Here is a 24406-nt window from a genome sequence, read left to right as displayed (position 1 = left end):
AATTTACGCAATGCGCCGGTGAAGTGGGCCAGAGAAGTGGACCCCAGAAGTGGACCGGGCGCGGCGCGGTTTGACAGGTTGAAGAGAGGCCGCCTTTCATGGAGTTGTTGAAAACCCTCGTGTTCGCCCTTGCGATCGCGCTTGGCGTGCGGACATTCGCTTTCGAGCCGTTCAACATCCCGTCGGGGTCGATGATACCGACCTTGCTGATCGGCGATTATCTCTTCGTCGCGAAGTACTCCTACGGCTACAGCCAGTATTCCTTCCCCTTCGCCCTGATACCCTTCTCGGGCCGGATTGCGGGTGATGAACCGGAACGCGGCGATGTCGCGGTCTTTCGCCTGCCGACCAATCCGAAGATCGACTACATCAAGCGGGTGATCGGGCTGCCGGGCGACAAGATTCAGGTGATCGGCGGAATTCTCCATATCAATGGAAAAGCGGTCGAGCGCCGCCGGATGGACGATTTCGTCATCAACAAGGGCACTGCCGCGGAAAACCGTATCCGCCAGTACGAAGAAACGCTGCCCAACGGCGTGAAGCACACGATCATCGAGGAAAAGGGCGACACCTGGCACTTGGACAACACACCCGTCTATACGGTGCCGGAAGGCCATTACTTCATGATGGGCGACAACCGGGACAATTCGCAGGATAGTCGCGTGTTGAACGATGTCGGCTACGTGCCGGCGGAAAACCTGATCGGCCGGGCCGAGCGGTTGTTCTTCTCGACAGACGGAACGGCGGAACTCTGGGAAATCTGGAAGTGGCCTTTCGCCATCCGCTATGGGCGATTGCTTAATGGGATCTACTAAACCGATCGACGCGTCCCTGATCGCCGCGTTGCGCCTGGACGGCGCGGATCTGACCGACAAGAATGCGGAACTGCTGCGGCGGGCGCTGACCCATCGCAGTCTGATCGGGGCCGGCACCAGTTACGAGCGCCTGGAATTCCTGGGGGACCGCGTGCTGGGGCTGATCGTCGCGGAAATGCTGCTGGAAGCTTTTCCGCGGGAGGACGAAGGCCCCATCGCCAAGCGGCACGCGGCCCTGGTCCGCAAGGAAACCCTGGCGGAGGTCGCCACACAGATCGGACTTCCGGCCTATATCCTGATGTCGCCGGGGGAGGAAAGCTCGGGCGGACGCGAGAACAGCGCCATCACCAGCGACGTCTGCGAGGCGGTGATCGCCGCGGTGTACCGGATTGCCGGTCTGGAAGGGGCCAAACGGTTTATCGAACCGTTGTGGCGACCGTTCCTTGAGCGGGAGACCGAACCGCCGCGCGACGCTAAAACCAGTTTACAGGAATGGCTGCAGGGCCGTGGCCGGCCGCTGCCGAGTTACGAGCTTGTGGAGCGTTCCGGGCCGGATCATGCACCGGTCTTCACAATTGCCGCAAAGGTCGAGGGCAGTGTCGCCAAGAGCGCGACCGGTCGGTCCAAGCGTGCGGCGGAACAGGCCGCCGCGGCGGCCTTGCTGGCGGAGTTGAAGAAAGCCGAATGACGACTGAAGATAACAACCCTGAAACGGCGGGCGCCGGCGCAACCAGATGTGGGTTCGTCGCCGTGATCGGCGCGCCGAATGCCGGTAAGTCGACGCTGGTGAACCTACTGGTCGGCGCCAAGGTCTCCATTGTGACGCACAAGGTGCAAACGACGCGGACGCGTGTCATGGGCATCGCGGTCCGGGACGAGGCCCAGGTAGTCTTCGTAGACACACCGGGCATATTCAGGCCAAAGCGCCGGTTGGACAGGGCCATGGTCGGTGCTGCCTGGATGGGGGTGGATGAGGCCGATCAGACCGTCTTCGTGGTCGATGCCGCCGTCGGCCTGAATGACGAGAACCAGGCAATCCTGAACGGATTGGTGGAACGTAAGGCCAAGGCCGTCCTCGCCCTCAACAAGATCGATCTGGTTAAGCGCGAGAAACTGTTGGAACTGTCGGCACGGCTGAATGAAACGGGTGTCTTCACCGATACGTTCATGATTTCCGCGCTGAAGGGCGACGGTGCATATGACCTGCTGGATCATTTGGCCGCCAATGTCCCGTCAGGGCCTTGGATGTTCCCGGAAGACCAGCTTTCAGACATGCCGCAGATGCTGTTGGCGGCGGAAGTGACACGCGAAAAGCTGTACCTGAACGTGCATCAGGAATTGCCCTATGCCACCACGGTCGAAACGGAGCTGTGGGAACCGACGAATGACGGCGGCGTGAAGATCGAGCAGGTGATCTATGTCGCGCGGGAAAGCCAGAAGGCGATCATCCTGGGCAAGGGCGGGTCGCGCGTGAAGGTCATCGGCAAGGCTGCGCGAGAGGAATTGATGGAGATGCTGGATTGCCCGGTCCATCTCTACCTGTTCGTGAAAGTGCGCGAGCGCTGGCAGGACGACCCGGCCCGGTATCGCGTCTGGAATCTGGATTTCAACGCCTGAGGACGGCGGTTTTCGTTAGGGCCGTCGCCGAACAGCGCCGGGCCGATTTTTGGGGAGGCAAAGCGGAAATGGAAACAGGCAGTCACGCCCATCATGAAGACCCACGTAACGAAACGGTTCGGATCTATGTGAACGGCCGAATCGTTCCGCGCGCCGAAGCGACCGTATCGGTTTTTGATTCAGGGTTTCTGCTCGGCGACGGTGTCTGGGAAGGGATCCGCCTGCATAATAACAAGCTGGCCTTCCTGGAGGAGCATCTGGACCGCCTGTATGAAGGCGCGAAGGCCATCGATCTCGATATCGGCATGCCGCCGGAGGAATTGGCGAAGCGGATCATGGATACCTGCGCCGCCAACGGCATGCATTCCGGCGTTCATATCCGCCTTGTCGTCAGCCGGGGATTGAAAAAGACACCCTATCAAAGCCCGAAGGCAAATGTCGGCGGGGCGACGGTGGTGATCATTCCGGAATGGAAGGAAGCCCATCCGACGGCCAAGGAACGCGCCATGTCGCTGTTCACCGTGCATGTTCGGCGCGGTGCGCCCGACGTGCAGGATCCGATGTGGAACAGTTTGAGCAAGCTGAACTGCATCGCCGCCTGCATTCAGGCGAACAAGGCGGGCGCCGACGAGGCCCTGATGCTGGACCCGCATGGTTTCGTGGCGACCTGCAACTCCACCCATTTCTTCATCGTCCGCAAGGGCGAGTTGTGGACCTCCACCGGCAAATACTGCCTGAAGGGGATCACACGCGGGAATGTCATCGATCTGGCGCATGAAAACGGTATCCCCGCCTATCAGAAGGATTTCAGCCTGACCGAGGTCTACGGCGCGGACGAAGCCTTCGTGACCGGTACCTTCGCCGGCGTCATGCCGGTCGGCACGATTGACGGCCGGCAGATCGGCGACGGGGGCAGGGGGCAGATCACCGCTCGGCTGCAGTCGCTCTATGCCGACTTGATGGAACGGGAATGCCCGGTCGACTGACGCCGGAGTGTCGGGGAATACGGAAATGAGCGAGACAGTCGAACCGATCCGGATCGCCATGTGGTCCGGTCCGCGCAATATTTCGACGGCGATGATGCGCAGTTTCGAGAACCGGGCCGATTGCGCGGTATCCGATGAACCCTTCTACGCGGCGTATTTGTACGAGACCGGCCTGGACCACCCGATGCGGAGCCAGGTCATCGCGTCGCAACCGACCGATTGGCGCAATGTGGTTCGGCGCGTGACCGGCCCGGTGCCGGAAGGCAAACCGGTCTGGTATCAGAAGCACATGTCCCATCACATGCTGCCGCATTACGGATTGGACTGGACCGACGGTTTGGTGAACTGCTTCCTGATCCGCGATCCGGCCTTCGTGGTCGCCTCCTATGCCGCTAAACGCGAGGAGGTGACGGCAGCGGATCTCGGCTATCATCGTCAGGTCGACCTCTTTAATCGGGTCTGCGACAAGCTGGGTAGTGCGCCGCCCGTGCTCGACTCGGTCGATATCCTGAAAAACCCGGAAGGGATGCTGTCGGCGCTGTGCGACAGGATCGGCATACCCTTCGACAGGGGTATGCTGTCCTGGCCCGCAGGGGCGCGCGACAGCGACGGGGTCTGGGCGGCGCATTGGTACGCCTCGGTCAACGCCTCCACCGGTTTCATGCGCTATGAAGACAAGCAAGCCGTGGTGCCCGAGGCCTTGAGGCCGGTGCACGAGGCTTGCCTTGAGCCTTACAATACACTTGTGAAACATCGCTTGGTTGTGTGACGGCGCGGGCGGGATCATAGTTCGCCCATTCAAGACATTGAGAGACCACCATGTCTGCGTCCAGCGCCAGATTGTCCCTGATCTTCTCCTGTATCGGGCATTTCTACTTTCACTATTTCGCGGCGATGTACTTCACCATCGTCATCGCGATGGCGGCGGACTGGAATCGGCCCTTCCATGATCTCATTGAACTTTGGCTGCCGGCCTCGATCCTGATCGGGCTCGCCTCACTGCCCGCCGGGCGTCTGGCGGATATCTGGAGCGCGCCGGGCATGATGGTGATCATGTTCCTCGGCATGGGCGCGGCGACCGCCGCCTGCGCCTTCGCGGATCAGGACCTGGTGCTGACCGGCTTCCTGGCGATGATCGGCCTGTTCGGCGCGATCTATCATCCGGTGGGGATTTCCTGGCTGATCCGTTCGTCGGACGGGTCGACGGGCAAGAAACTGGCGGTGAACGGCATTTTCGGGGGGCTCGGCGCCGCGGCGGCCGGCGGGATAACCGGCCTGATCCTGGAATTTCTGTCCTGGCGGGAGGCTTTTCTGCTGCCGGGTGTGATCTGTGCGGCGACCGGCCTCGCCATGCTGTGGTATGTGGCGACGGGCCGCATCAGCGAAGGCGACGGCAGCGCCGCCAGGAACAATCCGGCCATGGGGAACGGCAACCTGAAGGCCTTTTGCCTGCTGCTGTTTCCCATGTTTGCCATCGGCCTGCTGTACAGCACCACCCAGGCGGCCATGCCGAAACTGTTCGAGGAAGGGTTGATCGGCCTCGTCGGCGGCAACCTCGCCCTGATCGGAGGATTGGTCGCGACGGTCTATATTGCGGGCGCCATCATGCAGGTGCTGGGCGGCCATCTGGCCGATCACTACAACAAGAAGACGGTCTACGTGATCTGCTGGATAGGGCAGGTGCCGTTGCTCGCGCTGGTGGCGATGACCGGCGATTTGATGCTGTTGACCGCGGCGACCATGATGGTGGTGCTGAATTCCAGCGCGCTGCCGTCCGAAAACATGCTGCTGTCCCAGTATACGCCGGAGAAGCACCAGGGCCTTGCCTTCGGCATCAAGTTCATTCTGGCCTTCGGCGCCGCTCCCTTGGGCGTGAAGCTGATTTCCTGGGTGCGGGAGGCGACCGGTTCCTTCGAGTGGCTGATCCTGGGCCTGTCGGCCATGGCCGCCGCCGCGGTCCTCGTCGTCATTTTCCTGCCGTCCGATCGGCCGAACAAGCCGGTTGCCGCGCCGGTCCCGGCGGAGTAGCGACATTTCCATCTTTTGGTGCTAAGCTGCGGGCATGTTGGCCGAGAAGAAACCGCTTAACGCCGTCGAACGCCTGTCCGAGAGGGAATACCATCGGCATTTGCATGTCTATTGGATCGGCGTGCTGGCGGTGATTTTCGTTCTCGACACGTATCTTTATTTCAAGGTGCTCGACTGGGATGCGGCCTGCAGAGGCTATGTCGCCGAACAGGCATGGGGCAGTTCGTTCGCGGTGCTGCGCGGCTGCAACGCCCTGGTCCCGGCCCTGATGAATTTGGCGATTTTCGGCGTGCTGACGGCGCTGGCCCAGGCCTTGTGGCGGCGTTTCAGAGTGATCGACTCCTAACGCGCTTGCGCGGCTGTTATACCGCTCCTACAGCTTCTCCGAATTGAACCACAAGGTGTCCTCGTCCTCGACGCTGCGGAAGAAACAACTGCGATAACCGACATGGCAGCAGCCGCCATTGCCTTGCGGGCGGACTTTCAGAACCACCGCATCCTGATCGCAATCGACAAGAATGTCGGCGACTTCCTGGGTCTGGCCGCTGGTTTCGCCCTTCAGCCAGAGGGACTGGCGGCTGCGGCTGTAGTAATGGGCAAGGCGGGTTTCGATCGTCTTCCGAAGCGCTTCGGCGTTCATATAGGCCAGCATCAGGATTTCGCCGGTATCGGCATGCTGCGCGACGACCGGGACCAGTCCATTGGCATCGAATTTCGGGGCCAGAAGGTTTCCTTCCTCGATATCCTTTTTCTGCAATGTCGACTGTTCGCGCATGGTTCCGCCTCCGTTCAATCGGTCGCCCTGCTTATAGGTAGACGCCGGCACAGTGAAAAGCCTCAGCACCCAATCCGTTCTTGAAATGGGCGATCCCCGGCATCTTTTCCGCATCGATGCCGCCCATGTCGAGGCCGCGAACCCCCTGGCTCTTCAGGCGTTTGATGCCTTCCCACAGCAGCAGGTTGTGGGCGTTGACGGCCCGGCCTTCCTCCCCGGTCCACCCGACCTGATAAGTCGCATCCCTGCCGTGTCGGATGAAGAGGACCCCGGCCATCGGCGCGCCGTTCGCGCCGGGAATGCTCAGCAGCAGCGTCTTCGACCGGAGCAGGGCGCCGATCAGCCTGGCTGAGGGGCCCGCATATCGACGGTCGCGGCGCTGCGCCTCGTAGGCATCCAGCAGCCAGCCGGGGTCGCCGCCTTCCTCGACCGTCAGGCCCGCAGCTTCGGCCTGAACCAGTTGGTTGCGCCATTTCTGCTTCAACCCCGCGCGCAGCACCTCTTCCTCCCGGGTTAGATCGAGCCAGGCGCTTTCATATCCGTCCATCACCGCCTGCAGGGACCGCGATGCGGCGGCAGCGTCCCAATCGGCGGACGGGGGGATTTCCGGCATCACGGTCGTCCAATGCAGACGGGAGATCGGAAAGGCGCGCTTGATCCGCTTGATCGCGATGGCGTGGATTTCCGGCGGGGTGGGCTGGAAGAAGAGGGGGCCGCGCAGGACTCGCGTGAAGGTAATCAGGCCCAGCTTGCGCTGATGGAAAGCCTGCACCATGCCGAGTTCCATTCCACCTGCCCGGATCAGGGCGCGGAAGGGCGCTTGCCCCTCGGCTTGCCGCATGGCTTCCCCGAAGTGCCAATCCTGGAACAGATTTGACCGCGGCACCCGTTCCAGGTGGCGCGTCCAGTCGGACTCGGTTATCTCATCCGCATGAAGGGTGAGGTCGCTCTTGTCGGCCATGATCACACGGCCCGGTGTGCAAGGTGGATGGTAGGGATGTCAAAATCCGGTAAGGGAAATGCCCGCAAGAAGACCAAGGCCGCCGCCAAGGCCTCCGCCGCCTTGAAGGGCCAGGCCACGACGCGTGAACAACAGGTCAATCTCGCCGGCATGGCCGAACGCGCCCAGGCCAGGCAATCCTGGCTGAACAAGCCGATGCTGGGCACGCGGATCACCTGGCGGGCCGCGCTGCTCTTCCTGCTCGCCTGCGTCATGCTGGACGGTATCCTCTGGGCCGTCTTCGAATTGGGGCTGGGGCGCTGCTACGGCCTTCTCTGCCTGATCTAGGTCGCCGAAAAGGCTAAAGGCCGCGTTTCTTCGCGCTGATCACCCGGCTGTTGATGCCGTTCCAGCTCAATTCGCCCGACAGTCTGGCATATTCGATTTTCGGGCAGCGGTTCATAATGACCCGCATGCCGGCCTTCTCGGCCTTCTCGGCCGCCTCGTGATTGATCACGCCCAGTTGCAGCCAGAAGACCTTGGCGCCGGTGGCGATGGCTTCATCGACCAGTTCCCCGGCGGCCTGGCTGTTTCTGAAGACGTCGACCATGTCGATCTGTTCCGGGATATCCGCCAGTTTCGCATAGACCGTTTCGCCCAGGATCTTGTTACCCGCCTGGCCCGGGTTCACGGGGATGACGCGATATCCTTTCTGCTGCAGGTATTTCATCGCGAAATAGCTTGGCCTGTTCCAGTTCGCACTGGCCCCGACCATGGCGATCACCTTGCAGTCGCGCATGATGTTGCGGACATAGGCGTCGGCATAGAAGTCGGACGCGTGGTCGCGGTCGGTCGGCAGGATCGGTTTTTTGCCGGCGGCGAGCTGGGTCAGGATATCGGCGGCGAGGCTCATGGGATCAACTGTCCTTCCAGACGGGTTTGCGCTTTTCGATGAAGGCGGCGATGCCTTCCTCCGCGTCGTCGAAACTCATATTGTCCGTCATCACCTCGGCGCAATAGGCATAGGCTTCGGCCAGGTCCATGTCGATCTGGCGCTGGAACGCCTCCTTGCCGGTCTTCAGGACCAGGCCCGACTTCGATGCGATCTTGGCCGCCAGGGCCGCCACTTCGTCTTCCAGCCCGTGTTCCGCGACCGCCCGGTTGATCAGACCGATCTCGACCGCCTTGTCCGCATGAATCATGTCGCCGGTCAGCAGCATCTCCATCGCCTGTTTGCGATGCACCGCCCGCGACAGCGCCACCATCGGGGTGGAGCAGAACAGGCCGATATTCACGCCCGGCGTGCCGAACCGCGCCGTCTCCGCCGCGACGGCAAGGTCGCAGGTCGCGACCAACTGACATCCGGCTGCGGTGGCGATGCCGTGCACCTTGGCGATCACGGGCTGACGCAGGTTGGTCACCGTCATCATCATCGTCGAGCATGTCTCGAAGGTCTTGGCGCGGAAGGCGCGGTCGGGATTGGCCTTCATTTCCTTCAGGTCGTGCCCGGCGCAGAACCCTTTGCCGGCGCCTTCGATGACCACGACCTTCACGGCATGGTCCAGGTCGATCTCGCGCAGGATCCCGGTCAAGCTCTCCATCAGGTCGATGGAGAAGGCGTTATAGGCGTTCGGGCGGTTGAGCGTCAGGCGGCAGACGCCGTCCCGGTCCTCGCGAAGGACCAGGGGCGCGGCCTCGACAGAAGCGGCAACTGCGGTCATCTTTCTTGTCCTCGAGACGGACGCGCAAGCGATGCTTTGAAGACGCGTCCTTTCCGTTTTCTTGTCCTTGGAGAATATCCAATCCATGCCCGCACCCCAAGCCCCGTTCGATCCGAACCAGACGCCGAAATTGACTATTGCCGAATTGGATGAACTGGTCGGGGAACTGGCGCCTTTCGTGGCCCTGTACGGCTTCCAGGTGGATGAAATCGGCTATGGCTGGGCCCGTGTACGGCTGCCCTACGATTTCAATCATGTGCGTCCGGGCGGGACGATCTCCGGTCCCGCGATGATGGCGCTGGCGGATTACGCCATGTATGTCGGCCTGATGGGCGCGATTGGCCCTGTCGCACTGGCCGTCACGACGAATCTCAACATCAATTTTCTGCACAAACCGGCGGAACGCGATCTGCTTTGCGATGCTCGGCTGATCAAACTGGGCAAGCGCCTGGCGGTCGGCGACATGTCGATCCATCCGGAAGGGGACGAGCGCATGTGCGCCCATGTGACCGCCACTTATTCCATCCCGCCGCGTTGATCGGACCCGTTCCGGCGATCAGGATAGTCTCGGTTTACATACTCAGTGTGTTCATTGGTGAGGTACTCTTGTAATTTTAGGAATGGCTGTTAGAACAACGTTATTGAGGGGCAGGTCTTAACCCAGACCTGGAGTTTTTCACACATGCGAAGACATTTGATGTCTATCGCGGCGGCGATAGTCATGATCGCCGGCGCAGTCCCCGCTGCGGCGAACGTCGTGTCGTTCACCCCCACTGCAGACGGAGATGTACAACTCTTCGGCGGTACCAGCATCGATACAACTGATACTGTGTTGTCTTTCGTCCAATCGGGTGGGCTGGAAAGGCGAATTTTTCTGGAATTCGACCTTTCTTCGATCCCCGACACGGCGGTCATAAATTCCGCCAAGCTGACAATGAATCTCACCGCGCCGATTATCGGACCGTTCCTGCCGGCGGTCTTTGATGTCTTCGCGTATAATGGTGATGGCACCATCGATGCCGCGGATTTCACCGCAGCGAAGACTCAGGTCGTCGATTCTACGATCGATAATCCAGAGAATAACGGTTTGGTCATTTCGCGGGACTTCGACACAACATTGCCGATACTGGCCGCTTTGGCGGGCGATTTGCTGACGCTCAGCGTCGAAACCGATAGTTTCGCGAGTGCAAACTTTGTGAGCATCGATAGCGGAAACACGTCCAACTTCCCCACACTGACGGTCGACTTCTCGGTTTCGCAAGTCCCAGTTCCAGGTGCGCTTCCCCTGGCGATTACAGGCTTAGCTGCGCTCGGCCTCGCCGGATGGCGACGACGGCGTGCATAACGTTCTCCGATAGGTGAATTCAGAGAGGGCGCCCGCCGTCAGGGCGGGCGCCCTTTTCATATAAGAGTTCCTCCCTGGTGGGCGGTTCACCCTCGACCATCGAATTTTCCCATATCTTTGATCTTTGTGATTTTCCGATACGAGAGGCTGGGACAAATAGCCCGCCATTGTCGGAACCGCGACGGTGGCGTTGTTGGATTACCGCATGGATGTCAGCCTTGCGGGCGCTATCGGGCTGGTTCGGTCTTTTTCTGGCGCAATGCCGTGTGCGGGCCTCTGGGAGTAGTTCTGAATTCGATCTGCTTGGTTAGGCGAGAGTTCACCCACGTGTCTCGGTCGTAAAAAGATAACGTTGTTATTTGTATCAGAATACCATATAACACTGTTATTCAATGGGTCGAATTCCCCAGATGACCTGGAGACAAACATGTTCAGCAAACTTACCACTGTGATGGGTATCGCGACGGCCTTGGGCGCCGGGGCGGTTACCCTTGTAACCTTGGCCTCGTTCAACCCGGCCGATGTTGATGCCCCTCGGATGATCGTCTGCTCCGACGTTCAGACACAGGACGATCCGACACCCTTTGCCCGAGCCGGCCAATTGCCCGGAGCAGACCAGCAGAATTCCCTCTGCACCCGGATCAAGGGACGGACAGAGGCGGTTGCATCGCTCTGACGGATATCCCGTGGGTTCAAGGCGAACCACGCATGACCGTATTGTAGCTTCACTCTCTGGTTACCTTTCAGTCCAAGACTGGGCGCCCCTCCGCCAGGTGGGGCGCCATTTCTTTTTCCAAGGCCGTGTCCGTATGCCGCGATTGACCGGCCGCAATCGCTTTGTACGATGATTGCTCAGCATGCATCGTCGGTCTTCGGGAAAGGAGCCCCCGCCATGACAAGCGTGGATCAGGAAACAATCGAACAGTTCCGCGAGGACGGCATCACCGTCGTTCGGAACGCCTTTTCCAAGCATTGGATTGATGTCCTCACCCGCGGGCTTGATCGCAACATCGCCGAACCGGGCAGGTATCGGCGCGAATACACGCCCGAAGGCGCCTCGGGCCATTTCTTCGGGGATTACTGCAACTGGTCGCGCATCCCGGAATACGAGGACTTCGCGCGGAACTCACCCGCCGCCGATATCGCCGGGGCCTTGATGGGGTCGAAGAAGGTGAACCTGTTCCACGAGCATGTCGTGGTGAAGGAGCCGGGCACGGCGGAGCGCACGCCCTGGCATCACGATCAGCCCTATTACTGCGTCAACGGCGACGACAATGTCAGCCTCTGGATTCCGTTGGACCCGGTGCCGAAGGAACGCGGTGTGGAATTCATCAAGGGCTCGCATAAATGGGGCCGCTGGTTCACGCCGACCAAGTTCACCGGCGTCGATTACAGCAGGCAGGACGAGGGGTTCGAGACGATCCCGGATTTCGAGGCCGAACGGGAAAAGCACGACATAGCCTCGTTCGATCTTGCCGTCGGCGATTGCGTTGCCTTCCATTTCCGCACCGTGCATGGCGCACCGGGTAATTCGGCGACGGATACGCGGCGCCGTGCCGTATCGTTCCGGTGGACCGGCGATGATGCCCGTTTCGTGATCCGGGCCGGCGAAATGTCGCCGCCTTTCCTGGATTTCGAGGAACTCACGCTCAAACCCGGCGACCCGCTGGATAGCCCGCTGTTTCCGGTCATGCGCGGCTGAAACGGGTAGGGGGCGCGATTATTTCGGCCGATCCCCGTCGATCGTGATGCGCCACATGTGCCGGCGATGGCCGTGATAGTCGTTCATGGCGTTGTGCAGGGTGCAGCGGTTGTCCCACACCGTCAGCGTGCCGGGGCGCCAGGCGATGCGGCACTGGAATTCCGACTTGATCTGATGCTGGAAGAGGTAATCCAGCATCGGCGCGCTTTCCTCCTCCGTCATGCCGTCGAACCGCACGCTATGGCCGATATGGGCGTATAGGGAAGGGCGGCCCGTCACCGGATGGGTGCGAATGAGCGGGTGGATGGCTTCATAGACCGGGCGCGCGCCCTGTTTGGCGCCGATCCGGCCGATCTGTTCCACCCGCGTCGCCGCGGCGGCGGCTTTGTCCGATCGGTTGACGACTTTCAAGCCGCGCAGCCAGTCCTGCAGGGCGGGGGAGAGCGTTCCGTACGCCAGATACATATTGGCGAAAAGCGTGTCGCCGCCCATCGGCGGCACTTCCCGAGCATAGAGCAGGGAGCCGAGGGGCGGTTGTTCCAGATAACTGGTATCCGTATGCCACAACCCTCCGAAATTGATTTTCTCGTCGGCTTCCTTGATGACCTCGGTGATTTCCGGATGGCCGTCTAGACTTTTGAGGAAGGGATAGGACCCGATCGGCCCGAACCGGCGGGCGAGGGAAACCATGGCTTCGGCGGACAGGTTCTGGTCGCGAAAGACCAGGACCTGGTGCTTGAGGAAAGCGTCCTGGATGCTGTCCCATGCGTTGTTGGTCAGAGGTTCGGACAGGTCCAAACCGTTGATTTCCGCACCAATCGCAGGGGTTAATCGCTTGATTTCCATTTTTCCCATGATTTCAGACCCTCCCGAATGCGGTAAAATAATACCGCACTTGTAACTTGCTGTTTTTGCGCGTCTTTTTTTCGTAATAACGCTTGACCTAACCCTGGCCGCGCCGTACAACCCGCGCGCTCTCAATCAGAAAGCAAGATCGGGCCGAACCGGCCACTCCGCCATTGGGCAGGGTTGGTCAGCCTAACAGGTGTTCAGCCCGCCTTGGAACGGATTTGAGAACGGAATTCGGCCGTTTCCGGCAACCGACTGATGACGGACCGAACGGCTATAACTTTTGACCCAAAGCGGATCGATAAGGCGAGTTAGATATGAAGACCTATTCGATGAAGCCGGCGGAAGTCGACAAGAAGTGGTTCGTTGTCGACGCCGAAGGCATGGTGCTGGGACGCATGGCTGCCGAGATCGCCAAGATCCTGCGCGGCAAGCACAAGCCCGGTTATACGCCGCATGTCGATTGCGGCGACAATGTCATTGTCATCAATGCGGAGAAGGTGAAGCTCACCGGCCGTAAGCTGACCGACAAGCGCTTCTACTGGCACACCGGCTATCCGGGCGGCATCAAGAGCCGCACCGCCGGTGAGATCCTGACCGGCAAGCATCCGGAACGGGTTGTCCAGAAAGCGGTCGAGCGGATGGTTCCGCGCGGTCCCCTGGGCCGCCAGCAGATGAGCAACCTGCGCGTCTATGCCGGTACCGAGCATCCGCATGAAGCGCAGCAGCCCGCGGTCCTCGACCTGGCTTCCCGCAACAGCAAGAACGTCCGGAGCGCTTAATCATGGCCGATGAAAACCAGACGGTGAATGACCTGTCCCAGCTTGGCGAAGCCCTTCAGGGTGCCGGCGGGGCGGATGCGGTTGTCGCGGCTGCTGAAAGCAGCGCCCCGGCGGAGCCGCAGATCGACGAACATGGCCGTGCCTATGCGACCGGCAAGCGGAAGAACGCGGTCGCCCGCGTTTGGATCAAGCCGGGCTCTGGCCGCATGACCGTCAACGGCAAGGAAGTGGCCGACTATTTCGGTCGCCCGGTGCTGCAGATGATGGTTCGTCAGCCCTTCGAACGGGCCGAGCGTTCCGATCAGTACGATGTGATGTGCACGGTGACCGGCGGCGGGCTCAGCGGCCAGGCCGGTGCGGTTCGCCACGGCATCTCCAAGGCCCTGGTCAACTTCGAGCCGACCCTGCGTCCGGCGCTGAAGCAGGGCGGGTTCCTGACCCGCGACAGCCGTGTCGTCGAACGTAAGAAATACGGCCGCGCGAAAGCCCGCCGGAGCTTCCAGTTCTCGAAGCGTTAATCGCTCCCGGAACCAAGCGAATACGAGAAAGGCCCCGCCATTCGGCGGGGCTTTTTTTTCGGCTAATGCCCCAAATGCCTCTTCATGTGCTGGACATCGGCCGACATACGGGACCTTGTGAGCACCAAGGCTTCGAATAGCTAGACTTTATTGACGTTCTTGGCCGCGTGCATGCTCACTTTCAAGAGCAGTTTCGTCAGTTGTTGGCGCTCCCGATTGGTAAGTACGTCGAATATGAGCGCCTGACGGTCCAACGCGCGTGCGATCAAGATGTCGTAGAGTTTTCGCCCTTCCGATGTCAGCGATATCATCGAACGACGTTTGTCTTCCCGGTCCGCCGTGCGCTTTATGAGTTTCTTTTTCTCCAAACGTGTCAGGCCACGGCTAATGCTGTTCTTCGGCAACAAAGTCGATGCGTAAATGTCATACGGATAAACGGTTTCCTTGTGGGCCGCACAAAGAAGCGTGACGAATTCCGGACGCGTTATGTCGAACTCAGTCTCGAATTCCTGATAAAGGGGAAAGTTGAAACTGTTCGACGCATAAGACAAACGCCAGATTTCAAGAATTGCATTTTCGAAGAGGAGCTGAGTCCCCTCCGGCGGTTCGCCCTGCATCGATGTTTCTTCCTGCATCGTTTCCTGCACTTTCTAAGTTACGAAAATCTAGTTCCATATAGAACTTGATTTAATTCCATATGGAAGTATATTTCGGTTTCGACGAAGGGTAAACCGGCAATTGGATAGGTCGGGTTTATTCATCCAAAACAATAATATACGGCGATTGGCGCCAATTGAAGGAGGAAGCATGTTTGGTACCCATTTAAGGAAGATGACTTGCGCTGTAATCCTGGCCGGGTCGGTTTCCATGTTCAGCGTGTCTGCAGAGGCGGAAGCAGAGGAATTGCGGATGTTGTCCGGATTCCCGAACAACTTCATCTGGACCGTCGAGCACGCCAAGAAGTTCGTCGAGAAGGTTCAAACGGCAACGAACGGACAAATCTCAATAACCATGTCGGGCCCGGATACCGTTCCGACCTTCGAGCAATTTGAACCGGTTCAGGCCGGAGTGTTCGACCTATTGTTTACGCATCCCGCTTACCATTCCGGCACCACGGCGATCGGCCTTTCGATAGATGCGATCGCGGTCGATCCGCGAAAACGGCGTGAAACCGGAGTTTTCGATTATATCGACCGGCACTACCAGGGGCTGGGCATGAAACTGATCGCCGCGCCGTCAACCGGCAGCAAGGGGTTCCGCTACTATATGCGTGAGCCAATCAATCCCGAGAATAGTTTGAACGGCCTGAAGATCCGGGGAACCGTTTCCTATCATCCCATGATCAGGGCGCTTGGCGGGTCGCCGGTGAACATGCCGGGGGGCGAAGTATATTCGGCACTTCAGAAGGGAGTCGTCGACGGGGCCGCCTGGGCATTGACCGGCGCCAAGGACTTCAAATGGTATGAAGTCGCAGGCTATTTGGCTGAGCCGAAATTTGGCCAGGTTGGGACGATGATTTTCATGAACCTGGATTCCTGGGAAGCATTGAGCGACGAGGCGAAGAACGCGATTTCGAAGGCGGCATCCGAATTGGAGGTCGAGACGTTGGGCACGATGGATGAACTGGCTGCTGCCGAGTTGACCGCCCTTCAGGACCTGGGAATGAAGATGACTGAATTCTCAAAAAAGGATTCTGAACGGTTCGAGGAACTCTGGGCCAATGGTGTCTGGGAAGTCGCGGAAGAGAAGTCCGGCGCCGCCGCAGCGGAGTTGCGCGCGCTCGCGAAGTCTCACGGCATGACGAACTAGTTTATCAATCGATGAATCTAACCACGAACGGCGAAGGGCGCGGTCAACCTTTGAAATGGTTGGCCGTGCCGGTGCGGCTTCTCGATTCTCTCACGCGGTTCGGGCTGTATGTCAGTTCAGCCCTGATGTTGAGTGTCGCGGCTCTCGTCTCGACCGAAGTCGGCCTGCGCTATTTCTTCAACGCGCCGTCGCACTGGATTTACGACACGGTGAATTACCTGTTCTGCGCGATCATCTTCCTTGCGGTGCCCGAATTGACGCGCATGAAGGGTCATATCGCGATCACCGTGGTCCTGGAAACCGTGGGGCCGGAGACGAGCAGACGGTTGCAGGCCGTCATTACTCTCATAGCGGCTGCTGTCTGCGGCGTTGCATCCTACATGGCGGGTGTTGAGGCGAGTAAGCAATTCATGCGCGGGATTCTCACGCTCGGCACATTCGCCGTCCCGAAATGGTGGATAACGGCGTTCATCGTCTACGGGTTGGCGTTGTCTTCGTTGCAATTTCTCAAGCTGTTTTTGATGCCGCAACAAATATTGGAAAGTGATGGTGCCTGATGGAATGGTGGCTGACACTAACGATCGCGCTGTCCTTTCTTTTCCTGCTGTTGTTCATCGGCGTTCCCGTCTTCGTTTCGTTTCTCGTGATCAACGTAGTCGGTGTTTTCGCGATGTTCGGGCCGCGCGGATTTGGACTCTTCGCGAATAGTATTTTTGAAACTGCAACATCCCCTAGTCTCATTACGATTCCGCTTTTCGTTCTGATGGGCGAGCTTCTCTTCCATTCTGGCACCGTCGATGTCCTTTTTCAGTCGGTGGACAAGCTCATCGGAAGGGTAAAGGGGCGCCTTTACATTCTCGTCGTGGCTCTTTCGACCGTATTCGGCGCCCTGTCCGGGTCGGCTGTCGCCGTGGCCGCGATGTTGGGTCGCTCGGTACTGCCGCGCATGGTTTCGCACGGCTATGACGAAAAGCTTGCCGTCTCGACGATCCTGGGCGGGGCGAGTCTGGCGCCGATCATTCCGCCGAGTCTGCTCGTCGTGATCGTCGGGTCATTGGTCAAGGACGTCTCGATATCGGGGCTGCTGGTGGCAGGTATCTTGCCAGGATTGTTGTTCGCCGGACTGCTTCTGGCCTTCGTTTCCTGGCGCGTGTTCCGGACGCCCGGCCTCGTTCCGGTACAGGAAGAGGAGGCGCGGGTCACATGGGCGGAAAAGATCTGGGCTCTGCTGAAGATGGGGCCATTCGGCATCATCATTTTTATGGTGATGGGGCTGATCATGCTGGGTGTTGCAACACCGTCCGAAGCGGCGGCGACCGGGGTCCTGGGTGCCTTGATGACCGCCGCGTTTTATCGCCGGCTGAGTTTTCGAATGATTTGGCGGGCCACACTCTCCGCCGTCGGGATCAGTGCGATGATCCTGGTGATCATCGCGTCATCCAAACTGTTCAGTCAGTTGCTGTCGTTCACCGGCGCCACCGGCGGATTGATCGAGGCGGTAACCGCCGCTGACCTGCCGCACTGGCTGATGTTCCTGGCCCTGATGGCGGTTCCGTTCTTTCTGTGCATGTTCATCGACCAATTTGCCTTCATGCTTTTGGCGATACCGCTCTACGAACCGATCCTTGGTGTTTACGGGTACGAGCCGACCTGGTTCTGGATGATATTTCTGATCAATCTGACCGTTGGCAGTTTGACGCCCCCATTCGGCTATACGTTGTTCGCGATGAAAGGGGCATCGGACGGTATGAGCATGCAGACCGTGTTTCGCAGTGCATGGCCGGTTGTGGGTATATTCCTGGCCGGCATGACGATCCTGGCGTTCGCGCCCGATATCGTGACCTGGCTGCCATCCCAGTTCTGAAGTTTTTCTAAGGGTTTGAACGTTTTGCAAAACAACAATGCCGTCATGGGCTCGAACGCAGTTGTTAGAGTTCGTCACAATATCGAAAGCAGCAATCAGAAGGGATTGCGGCTGAACCTCGTGGAGAAACGCATTGCAGGGAAAGGAGCCGAGGAAAACCCGCCGGTTCTTTGCGTCCATGGGGCGACGCTTGCCGGGTATATCTGGGATATTCCGATTCCGGGAATGTCATTTCTGGATCACTTCGCAGAAGCGGGACATCGATCCTATGCCCTCGATATCCGTGGCTATGCCGGATCGGCCTGCGAAGCCGTGCTGGCCGAACCAGGTCGGGAGAACGCGCCCTATGCGCGGGCGCGGGAAGCTATCTTGGATATCGATGACGCAGTGGAGTTCATTCGCGAGCAAACCTGTCACGAAACGGTTTACCTGGTTGGGTCTTCTTGGGGAACGGTGACCACAGCGATGTACTGCACCGGAGCGGGGCGCAGGAAAGTGGATCGATTGGTCCTGGCCGCACCGCTGTACTCCGCGCGAAACGAAGCGTGGCTGGAGATGATCCGGGATCCTGGGGACCACGCGAGGCCTAATCCGGACCTGGGGCCGTATCGCCGCGTTTCCAAACGTGAGGTCGAAGAGCGATGGGATGCTGAGATACCGGGTCCGGACAAGACCATATGGCGGGATCCGGCGGTGTTTGACGCCTTGATGAAGGATGCGGTCGCCGAAGGCCTGCCCGGAACCGAGCCAGAACGGGATATCTTTTGCGCGCCCAATGGAACCTTGATCGATTTGTTCGATGTCTTCAGTGAACGCCCTCTCTACGACCCACGCGAATTGAACCTGCCGGTTCTGTTGATCAGGGGAGATGCCGATCCGACATCGACCCACGCGGATGCATCCAATTTGTTCAACCAGATTGCGTCGCCGATCAAACGCTACACGGTTATCGGCAATGGGGCGCATTTCCTGGTAGCGGAAGCGAACAATTGGCAAATGTTTCATGAGATCGGCTGCTTTTTCAGGTTCCGGGCTTGAATGAAGTTTCAAGCGGTGACCTGCCGGTCGGTTGTTCGCGCGAGACGCTATCACGCCGGTGATAATCGTAGACGGGAAGGGAATTGATGATCGCCGCAGCGTTTTCTTTTACTGTCTCTCCGTCGATCGAACAGGTCCGGGGGCCCATTTATCAAATGGTTAAAGGGCATAATCGACTTGCGCCCGGAACCCGGCTGAACTACGAATTCAGTTCCTTTTCAAGAGAGAGCTTTTAGCCGGATCGCCGAAAGCTACTGCGGCCCGGCGGCAATGCTATCTGGAACACCAAAAATCGCCGGGGACCGCCATGAGCCTGTATTCCGAATATCTGCAAGAAATCGAGAGCCGCAAAGCTCAAGACCTGCACGCCAAACCGATCGAGGACGGCGCTCTCCTGGAAGAGATCATCGGCCATGTCCTGGACGCGGGCTCCGATCATCACGACGACTGTGTCAACTTCCTGATCTACAATACGCTTCCCGGCACGACCAGCGCCGCCGGCGTGAAAGCCGATTTCCTCAAGAAGGTCATTCTGGGTGAGGTATCGGTCAAGGAAATCACCCCTGCTTTCGCTTTTGAACTCTTGTCGCACATGAAGGGCGGTCCGTCGGTCGAGGTGCTTCTCGACCTCGCCCTGGGTGATGACGCCGCGATTGCCAAGCAGGCGGCCGACGTTTTGAAGACGCAGGTCTTCCTGTACGAGGCGGATACGGACCGGCTGGCGGCTGCCTACAAGGCGGGCAACGCCACTGCCAAAGACATCCTTGAAAGCTATGCAAAGGCGGAATTCTTCACGAAACTCCCCGAGGTCGAAGACGAGATCAAGGTCGTCACCTATATCGCCGCGGAAGGGGATATCTCCACCGACCTGATGTCGCCGGGCAACCAAGCCCATTCCCGCGCCGACCGCGAGCTGCACGGCAAATGCTTCATCTCCGAACCCGCGCAGAAGGAAATCCGTGCGCTGCAGGCGCAGCATCCCGACAAGCGGGTGATGCTGATCGCCGAAAAAGGCACGATGGGTGTCGGTTCGTCCCGCATGTCCGGCGTCAATAACTGCGCCTTGTGGACCGGGAAGCAGGCGAGCCCCTATGTGCCTTTCGTGAACATTGCCCCCATCGTCGCTGGCACGAACGGCATCTCGCCGATCTTCCTGACGACGGTCGGCGTCACCGGCGGTATCGGGATCGACCTGAAGAACTGGGTCAAGAAACAGGGCCCGGACGGCAAGCCGATCCTGAACAACGACGGCAGCCCGATCCTTGAGGAAAAGTATTCCGTCGCGACGGGCACCGTCATGAAGATCGACGTGAAGGGCAAGAAGCTCTGCAGCGAAGACGGCAGCGAGGAATTCGCCGATATCGCCGCTTCCTTCACGCCGCAGAAGGTCGAGTTCATGAAGGCCGGCGGATCCTATGCGATCGAATTCGGCAAGAAACTTCAGAACGTTGCCGCCGCGACACTGGGCAAGGAAGCCAAGTCGCCCTATGCGCCCTCGAAGGAACTTTCCCACACGGGGCAGGGCCTGACGGCGGTCGAGAAGATCTTCAACAACAATGCCGTGGGCGTGGCCGAAGGCACGGTTCTGCATGCGGGTTCGGATGTCCGCGTGAAGGTGAACATCGTCGGCTCTCAGGATACGACCGGTCCGATGACGGTTCAGGAACTGGAAGCCATGGCCGCGACGGTAATCTCGCCGTCGGTCGACGGCGCCTATCAGTCCGGTTGCCACACCGCGTCGGTCTGGGACAAGAAGGCACAGGCAAACACGCCCAAGCTGATGGCCTTCATGAACAAGTTCGGTCTGATCACGGCCCGCGACCCCAAGGGCGTCTATCACTCGATGACGGACGTGATCCATAAGGTCCTGAACGACCTGACGGTCGACGACAGGTGGATCATCATCGGCGGTGATTCCCATACGCGCATGTCCAAGGGTGTGGCCTTCGGCGCCGATTCCGGGACGGTCGCGCTTGCCCTTGCGACGGGCGAAGCAACCATGCCGATCCCTGAATCCGTGAAGGTCACCTTCAAGGGCAAGATGGGCGATCACATGGACTTCCGCGACGTGGTCCATGCGACGCAGGCGCAGATGCTGCATCAGTTCGGTGAGAACGTCTTCCAGGGCCGGATCATCGAAGTGCATATCGGCACGCTGCTCGCCGACCAGGCCTTCACTTTCACCGACTGGACCGCGGAGATGAAGGCCAAGGCCTCGATCTGTATTTCCAATGACGAGACCTTGATCGAGTCCCTGGAAATCGCGAAGCACCGCATTCAGGTCATGATCGACAAGGGCATGGACAATGACGCCCAGATGCTGAAAGGCCTGATCGCCAAGGCGGACAAGCGCATTGCGGAAATCAAATCCGGCGAGGTGCCGGCCCTCAAGCCGGATGACAACGCGAAGTATTTCGCGGAAGTCGTTGTGGACCTGGATGAGATCGACGAACCGATGATCGCCGATCCGGACGTTCAGAATATCGACGCCTCCAAGCGCTACACGCACGATACGATCCGCCCGATTTCCTACTATGAGGCGAAGAAGAAGGTCGATCTCGGCTTTGTCGGGTCCTGCATGGTTCACAAGGGGGACATGAACATCATCGCGCAGATGTTCAGAAACCTGGAACAGCAGAACGGCAAGGTCGAATTCAAGGCCCCGCTGGTTGTCGCGCCGCCGACCTACAACATCGTCGATGAATTGAAGGAAGAGGGCGACTGGGAGATCCTGCAGAAATACGCAGGCTTTGAATTCGACGACAGCGCACCGAAGAGCGCCGCACGCACCAAATACGACAATATTCTGTATCTGGAGCGGCCCGGCTGTAACCTTTGCATGGGCAACCAGGAAAAGGCGGAGAAGGGCGACACGGTCATGGCGACCTCCACGCGTCTGTTCCAAGGGCGGGTGGTTGAAGACTCGGACGAGAAGAAGGGCGAGTCTCTCCTGGCTTCCACCCCGGTCGTCGTGCTCTCGACCATCCTCGGTCGGACGCCGACCTTGGACGAATACAAGAACGCCGTGAAAGGCATCAACCTGACCAAGTTCTCCCCGCCGCACGGGCAAATGGCGGGGCGGGCCTAGTTCCGCGAAATGAGCGCCGCTCGTTCCATTTAATTGGAGTGGAACAAACCGGCCGAATGACAAGGCCTCGCCGGTCGGCGGGGCCTTTTCTTCAAGTACGGATGGCGGTCGCCGAATTCAATTGCTGCCGCATGTCGTCCGGCAGATGCAGGGCATCCGCCAGGCGCTCGAGATACCGGCGTTCTTCAGGGGTATCGATATCGACGGCCAGAGCGGAGGCCGTGTAGATTTCCGCGGCCTGTTCAAGCCCGCCCGAAAGGCGGGCAATTGCGATCGGATCGCTGGGGGCGTTCAATTGGTCGACGAGGAAGCGCTGCTCCTCGGCCCCGATTTGCAAGGCCTGGATCTGACCTTCTATCCGCGCACGCTCCTCCGCATCGATATGGCCGTCAGCCTTCGCCGCGCTGATCATCGCCCGTATCAGGATCAATCGAATATCCTTGTCTGAGGAGGACGATTGCTGGTTCGCGAGGTCGAAAATGCTGCCTGATGGCGGGGGTGGGATGCTGGCGGAGTCCGCAGTCTGGGTATTGGCCGGCTGTATTGCCTGCGCAGGTGCCGTGCCCTCCTTGTGATCGCGCCAGGCCTTGTAGGCAAGCCCGCCGATTGCCGCCATGCCGCCGTAGGTGAGCGCCTTGCCGCCCAGCTTTCGCGCCTTCTTGTTGCTGAGCAGCAGGGCGGCCAGACCGCCCGCCGCCGCGCCGCCGAGGAGTCCCGACGGCATGCCCGTGGACCGTGCGCCCTGAACCGCCTTGTCGATCCCTGCACCAGCAGACCCCATCACGCCGTTCAGAATAGCGTTCACGTCCATATCGTTCTGATCCTCCAATTGTTTCGTTCTGTAGGCACCGCGCACGGCGACAACCGTGTTTCAGATATGAACGATTTCGATGATTTCCAGAGGCGGTCCGGCAGGGCCGAAAACGTCCGGCCAATGCAGCGGAATGCTCGCGATGGCTAAAAGCCACAAAAATAGGAAAGAAACCTACCAATCCAATGCGGCCGATCGCACGTAGTTTTTGCGGGGATGGGGGATCGACCAAAACTCGGTTCAAGCTACAGGAGTTACAAAGTGATCTTTTCCAACGCCAAGAGAATCTTCGCTGCAATGGCCGTCGCGCTGGGTCTGGGCTTATCGTCTCAGATCGCAATCGCGGACCAGAATGCCGGAAAGGCCGATATCGTTGATACAGCCGTCGAGGCGGGCGCGTTCCAGACCTTGGTTGCCGCCGTAAAAGCAGCAGGTCTTGTTGATACGCTGAAAGGTGAGGGGCCTTTCACGGTCTTCGCGCCGACCGATGATGCTTTTGCGAAGCTGCCGGCCGGAACGGTTGAGGATCTTCTGAAGCCCGAAAACAAGGACCAGTTGGTTGCCGTGCTGACCTATCACGTCGTCCCGGGCAAGGTAATGTCTTCGGATATCGCCGGTAAGAAACTCGCCGCCGAGACAGTGCAGGGCGGCAAGGTCGCGATTGACGCAACGAGTGGCGTCACCGTTGACCAGGCCTCCGTCGTTACGGCCGATATCGAAACCAGTAACGGTGTCATTCACGTCATCGATTCCGTGATCCTTCCGAAGTAAGAAGAGTACGGATCATTGGTTGAAGGGCGGCGTTTATTCGCCGCCCTTTTCCTTCCGCGGTCCCAGCCTTTGCCAGCCTTTGTATGTCAGTGTCCGTTGAGCGCAGCCGCCAGGGTCTGGGCCATCAACACGGTCAATGCGGCGCATTTCTGATCGTCCATGGCGTCGGGATGCGGCGGGGCGAAGCGGCCAAGGTCATTGTCGAAATATAGTCCGGATGCTTCGGCGAAATCATCGGAGACCACGGCCCGATGGAGAATATTCGCCCCGATCGAGATGTCTTTCCCGTCGGTGCCGAACCCTTGTTTGACCATCTTGGTGCCCAGCAGCGAACCGGGATTGACGGCCACGATCACCGGACCGTTGCTACCCAAGCCCTTCGCCATTGCGCGGGACCACATGGTCAAACCGAGCTTGCTTTGTGCGTAAGCGGCGAAATCGTCCGACACATGTATTCGCCCGGTCAGTGCATCCGGATCGACCGGCGCTTGAGCGGCAGAGGACAGATTGATCACACGTCCCCCGTCATCCATCAGCGGCAGCAGGCGCTTGGTCAACAGATAGGGGGCCAGGGTGTTGACCACGAAACGACTGTCCAAACCGTGCTTGGTGATCGGCGACCGGGTCTTGAAGATCCCGGCATTGTTGATCAGCGCATCGATCTTCCCGTGTCGGGCGGAAACGTCGCGCGCCAATGCTTCGACCTCGGCCAGGTCTGACAGATCCGCGACCATGGCCTCGATCTCCCCACCGTTCGGATGGGCGGCCAGTTCGGCTTCGACCTCGGCGAGTTTCGACGCGCTCCGGCCATGCAGCAGAACGTGATGGCCGTCGGCCACAAGGATCTTCGCCAGTTCCAAGCCGATCCCGTCGGTTGCCCCGGTCAAGAGAACTGTTTTTGTCATGTCTTCCTATCCTTCGATCGCGGAGGTGTGCGTGTCGTCGGG

28 protein-coding genes are annotated in these 24406 nt (G+C 59.4%); 20 read left to right on the top strand and 8 right to left on the bottom strand.

What is annotated here, in order from left to right; translation table 11 throughout:
• Positions 1–98 precede the first annotated feature (98 nt).
• The 7 genes from lepB (at position 99) to ACQK2G_RS10760 (ending at position 5792) form a co-directional block, all read left to right on the top strand.
• Positions 99–815 carry a signal peptidase I gene (gene lepB, locus ACQK2G_RS10790; RefSeq protein WP_425405035.1) on the top strand — a complete coding sequence of 239 codons (717 nt, stop codon included), beginning with the start codon at positions 99–101 and terminating at the stop codon, positions 813–815.
• Entirely contained in the window at positions 802–1503 is a 702-nt protein-coding gene (gene rnc / locus ACQK2G_RS10785) for a ribonuclease III (RefSeq protein WP_425405034.1), read from the top strand. The genes lepB and rnc overlap by 14 nt, the downstream gene beginning before the upstream one ends.
• Positions 1500–2432 (top strand): GTPase Era, encoded by a 933-nt coding sequence (gene era, locus ACQK2G_RS10780; protein ID WP_425405033.1) that lies wholly within the window; start codon positions 1500–1502, stop codon positions 2430–2432. Before rnc ends, era begins: the two co-directional genes overlap by 4 nt.
• Before the next feature lie 68 nt (positions 2433–2500).
• Complete coding sequence (locus ACQK2G_RS10775; protein WP_425405032.1) at positions 2501–3418, top strand: aminotransferase class IV; 918 nt, start codon at positions 2501–2503, stop codon at positions 3416–3418.
• Between the two features lie 25 nt (positions 3419–3443).
• Positions 3444–4187: a hypothetical protein gene (locus tag ACQK2G_RS10770; RefSeq protein WP_425405031.1), complete on the top strand. Its 744-nt coding sequence runs from the start codon at positions 3444–3446 to the stop codon at positions 4185–4187.
• A gap of 50 nt (positions 4188–4237) precedes the next feature.
• Positions 4238–5446, top strand: coding sequence for an MFS transporter (locus ACQK2G_RS10765; RefSeq protein ID WP_425405030.1), 1209 nt, complete (start codon positions 4238–4240; stop codon positions 5444–5446).
• 34 nt (positions 5447–5480) lie between these two features.
• On the top strand, positions 5481–5792 hold the full coding sequence (locus ACQK2G_RS10760) for a hypothetical protein (protein WP_425405029.1): 312 nt from the start codon (positions 5481–5483) through the stop codon (positions 5790–5792).
• Between the two features lie 27 nt (positions 5793–5819).
• Here ACQK2G_RS10760 and hisI read toward each other — a convergent pair whose 3' ends face one another.
• Together hisI and ACQK2G_RS10750 are read right to left on the bottom strand one after the other, a co-directional pair.
• Positions 5820–6221, bottom strand: coding sequence for a phosphoribosyl-AMP cyclohydrolase (gene hisI / locus ACQK2G_RS10755; protein ID WP_425405028.1), 402 nt, complete (start codon positions 6219–6221; stop codon positions 5820–5822).
• A 31-nt stretch (positions 6222–6252) separates the two neighbouring features.
• Positions 6253–7182, bottom strand: a complete 930-nt coding sequence (locus tag ACQK2G_RS10750; RefSeq protein ID WP_425405027.1) for a GNAT family N-acetyltransferase — start codon at positions 7180–7182, stop codon at positions 6253–6255.
• Between the two features lie 36 nt (positions 7183–7218).
• Between ACQK2G_RS10750 and ACQK2G_RS10745 the strand changes: the two genes are divergently transcribed.
• Positions 7219–7509 (top strand): hypothetical protein, encoded by a 291-nt coding sequence (locus ACQK2G_RS10745; protein ID WP_425405026.1) that lies wholly within the window; start codon positions 7219–7221, stop codon positions 7507–7509.
• A gap of 13 nt (positions 7510–7522) precedes the next feature.
• On the opposite strand, the gene ACQK2G_RS10740 is transcribed toward ACQK2G_RS10745, so the two are convergent.
• Positions 7523–8074 (bottom strand): CoA-binding protein, encoded by a 552-nt coding sequence (locus ACQK2G_RS10740; protein WP_425405025.1) that lies wholly within the window; start codon positions 8072–8074, stop codon positions 7523–7525.
• Between the two features lie 4 nt (positions 8075–8078).
• Complete coding sequence (locus tag ACQK2G_RS10735; RefSeq protein ID WP_425405024.1) at positions 8079–8882, bottom strand: enoyl-CoA hydratase; 804 nt, start codon at positions 8880–8882, stop codon at positions 8079–8081.
• Positions 8883–8967: 85 nt separating this feature from the next.
• Here ACQK2G_RS10735 and ACQK2G_RS10730 point away from each other — a divergent pair, with 85 nt between their 5' ends.
• The 4 genes from ACQK2G_RS10730 to ACQK2G_RS10715 all read left to right on the top strand — a co-directional run bounded on the left by ACQK2G_RS10730 (position 8968) and on the right by ACQK2G_RS10715 (position 11929).
• The gene (locus ACQK2G_RS10730) at positions 8968–9420 is read left to right on the top strand and encodes a PaaI family thioesterase (protein ID WP_425405023.1); all 453 of its coding nucleotides are present in this window, start codon (positions 8968–8970) and stop codon (positions 9418–9420) included.
• A gap of 159 nt (positions 9421–9579) precedes the next feature.
• On the top strand, positions 9580–10227 hold the full coding sequence (locus tag ACQK2G_RS10725; protein ID WP_425405022.1) for a hypothetical protein: 648 nt from the start codon (positions 9580–9582) through the stop codon (positions 10225–10227).
• Positions 10228–10654: 427 nt separating this feature from the next.
• Positions 10655–10903: a hypothetical protein gene (locus tag ACQK2G_RS10720; protein WP_425405021.1), complete on the top strand. Its 249-nt coding sequence runs from the start codon at positions 10655–10657 to the stop codon at positions 10901–10903.
• A 216-nt stretch (positions 10904–11119) separates the two neighbouring features.
• On the top strand, positions 11120–11929 hold the full coding sequence (locus tag ACQK2G_RS10715) for a phytanoyl-CoA dioxygenase family protein (protein WP_425405020.1): 810 nt from the start codon (positions 11120–11122) through the stop codon (positions 11927–11929).
• Positions 11930–11947: 18 nt separating this feature from the next.
• Here ACQK2G_RS10715 and ACQK2G_RS10710 read toward each other — a convergent pair whose 3' ends face one another.
• Positions 11948–12784, bottom strand: coding sequence for a TauD/TfdA dioxygenase family protein (locus tag ACQK2G_RS10710; RefSeq protein ID WP_425405019.1), 837 nt, complete (start codon positions 12782–12784; stop codon positions 11948–11950).
• Positions 12785–13095: 311 nt separating this feature from the next.
• Between ACQK2G_RS10710 and rplM the strand changes: the two genes are divergently transcribed.
• Positions 13096–13560, top strand: a complete 465-nt coding sequence (gene rplM / locus ACQK2G_RS10705; RefSeq protein ID WP_425405018.1) for a 50S ribosomal protein L13 — start codon at positions 13096–13098, stop codon at positions 13558–13560.
• Between the two features lie 2 nt (positions 13561–13562).
• Positions 13563–14078 carry a 30S ribosomal protein S9 gene (rpsI, locus tag ACQK2G_RS10700; protein ID WP_425405017.1) on the top strand — a complete coding sequence of 172 codons (516 nt, stop codon included), beginning with the start codon at positions 13563–13565 and terminating at the stop codon, positions 14076–14078.
• A gap of 140 nt (positions 14079–14218) precedes the next feature.
• Here the strand turns inward: rpsI and ACQK2G_RS10695 are convergent, their stop codons facing one another.
• Positions 14219–14695 (bottom strand): MarR family winged helix-turn-helix transcriptional regulator, encoded by a 477-nt coding sequence (locus tag ACQK2G_RS10695; protein ID WP_425405016.1) that lies wholly within the window; start codon positions 14693–14695, stop codon positions 14219–14221.
• 214 nt (positions 14696–14909) lie between these two features.
• On the opposite strand from ACQK2G_RS10695, the gene dctP reads away from it, so the two are divergent.
• The 5 genes from dctP (at position 14910) to ACQK2G_RS10670 (ending at position 21877) form a co-directional block, all read left to right on the top strand.
• Positions 14910–15887, top strand: a complete 978-nt coding sequence (gene dctP / locus ACQK2G_RS10690; RefSeq protein ID WP_425405015.1) for a TRAP transporter substrate-binding protein DctP — start codon at positions 14910–14912, stop codon at positions 15885–15887.
• An 11-nt stretch (positions 15888–15898) separates the two neighbouring features.
• Positions 15899–16444 carry a TRAP transporter small permease gene (locus tag ACQK2G_RS10685; RefSeq protein ID WP_425405014.1) on the top strand — a complete coding sequence of 182 codons (546 nt, stop codon included), beginning with the start codon at positions 15899–15901 and terminating at the stop codon, positions 16442–16444.
• Entirely contained in the window at positions 16444–17751 is a 1308-nt protein-coding gene (locus ACQK2G_RS10680; protein ID WP_425405013.1) for a TRAP transporter large permease, read from the top strand. The genes ACQK2G_RS10685 and ACQK2G_RS10680 overlap by 1 nt, the downstream gene beginning before the upstream one ends.
• Before the next feature lie 24 nt (positions 17752–17775).
• Positions 17776–18789, top strand: coding sequence for an alpha/beta hydrolase (locus ACQK2G_RS10675; RefSeq protein WP_425405012.1), 1014 nt, complete (start codon positions 17776–17778; stop codon positions 18787–18789).
• Positions 18790–19096: 307 nt separating this feature from the next.
• Positions 19097–21877, top strand: coding sequence for a bifunctional aconitate hydratase 2/2-methylisocitrate dehydratase (locus ACQK2G_RS10670; protein WP_425405011.1), 2781 nt, complete (start codon positions 19097–19099; stop codon positions 21875–21877).
• A gap of 91 nt (positions 21878–21968) precedes the next feature.
• Here the strand turns inward: ACQK2G_RS10670 and ACQK2G_RS10665 are convergent, their stop codons facing one another.
• On the bottom strand, positions 21969–22733 hold the full coding sequence (locus tag ACQK2G_RS10665; protein ID WP_425405010.1) for a tellurite resistance TerB family protein: 765 nt from the start codon (positions 22731–22733) through the stop codon (positions 21969–21971).
• 216 nt (positions 22734–22949) lie between these two features.
• Between ACQK2G_RS10665 and ACQK2G_RS10660 the strand changes: the two genes are divergently transcribed.
• Entirely contained in the window at positions 22950–23459 is a 510-nt protein-coding gene (locus ACQK2G_RS10660) for a fasciclin domain-containing protein (protein WP_425405009.1), read from the top strand.
• A gap of 86 nt (positions 23460–23545) precedes the next feature.
• On the opposite strand, the gene ACQK2G_RS10655 is transcribed toward ACQK2G_RS10660, so the two are convergent.
• A complete protein-coding gene (locus ACQK2G_RS10655) occupies positions 23546–24364 on the bottom strand; it encodes an SDR family NAD(P)-dependent oxidoreductase (protein ID WP_425405008.1) in 819 nt (272 codons plus the stop codon).
• Between the last annotated feature and the right edge of the window lie 42 nt (positions 24365–24406).

Source organism: Hwanghaeella sp. (assembly GCF_965227365.1).
Classification (GTDB): Bacteria; Pseudomonadota; Alphaproteobacteria; order UBA8366; family Aestuariispiraceae; genus Hwanghaeella.
The sequence above is the reverse complement of the archived record's forward strand: the minus strand, read 5'-3'. Positions and strand labels throughout refer to the sequence as shown.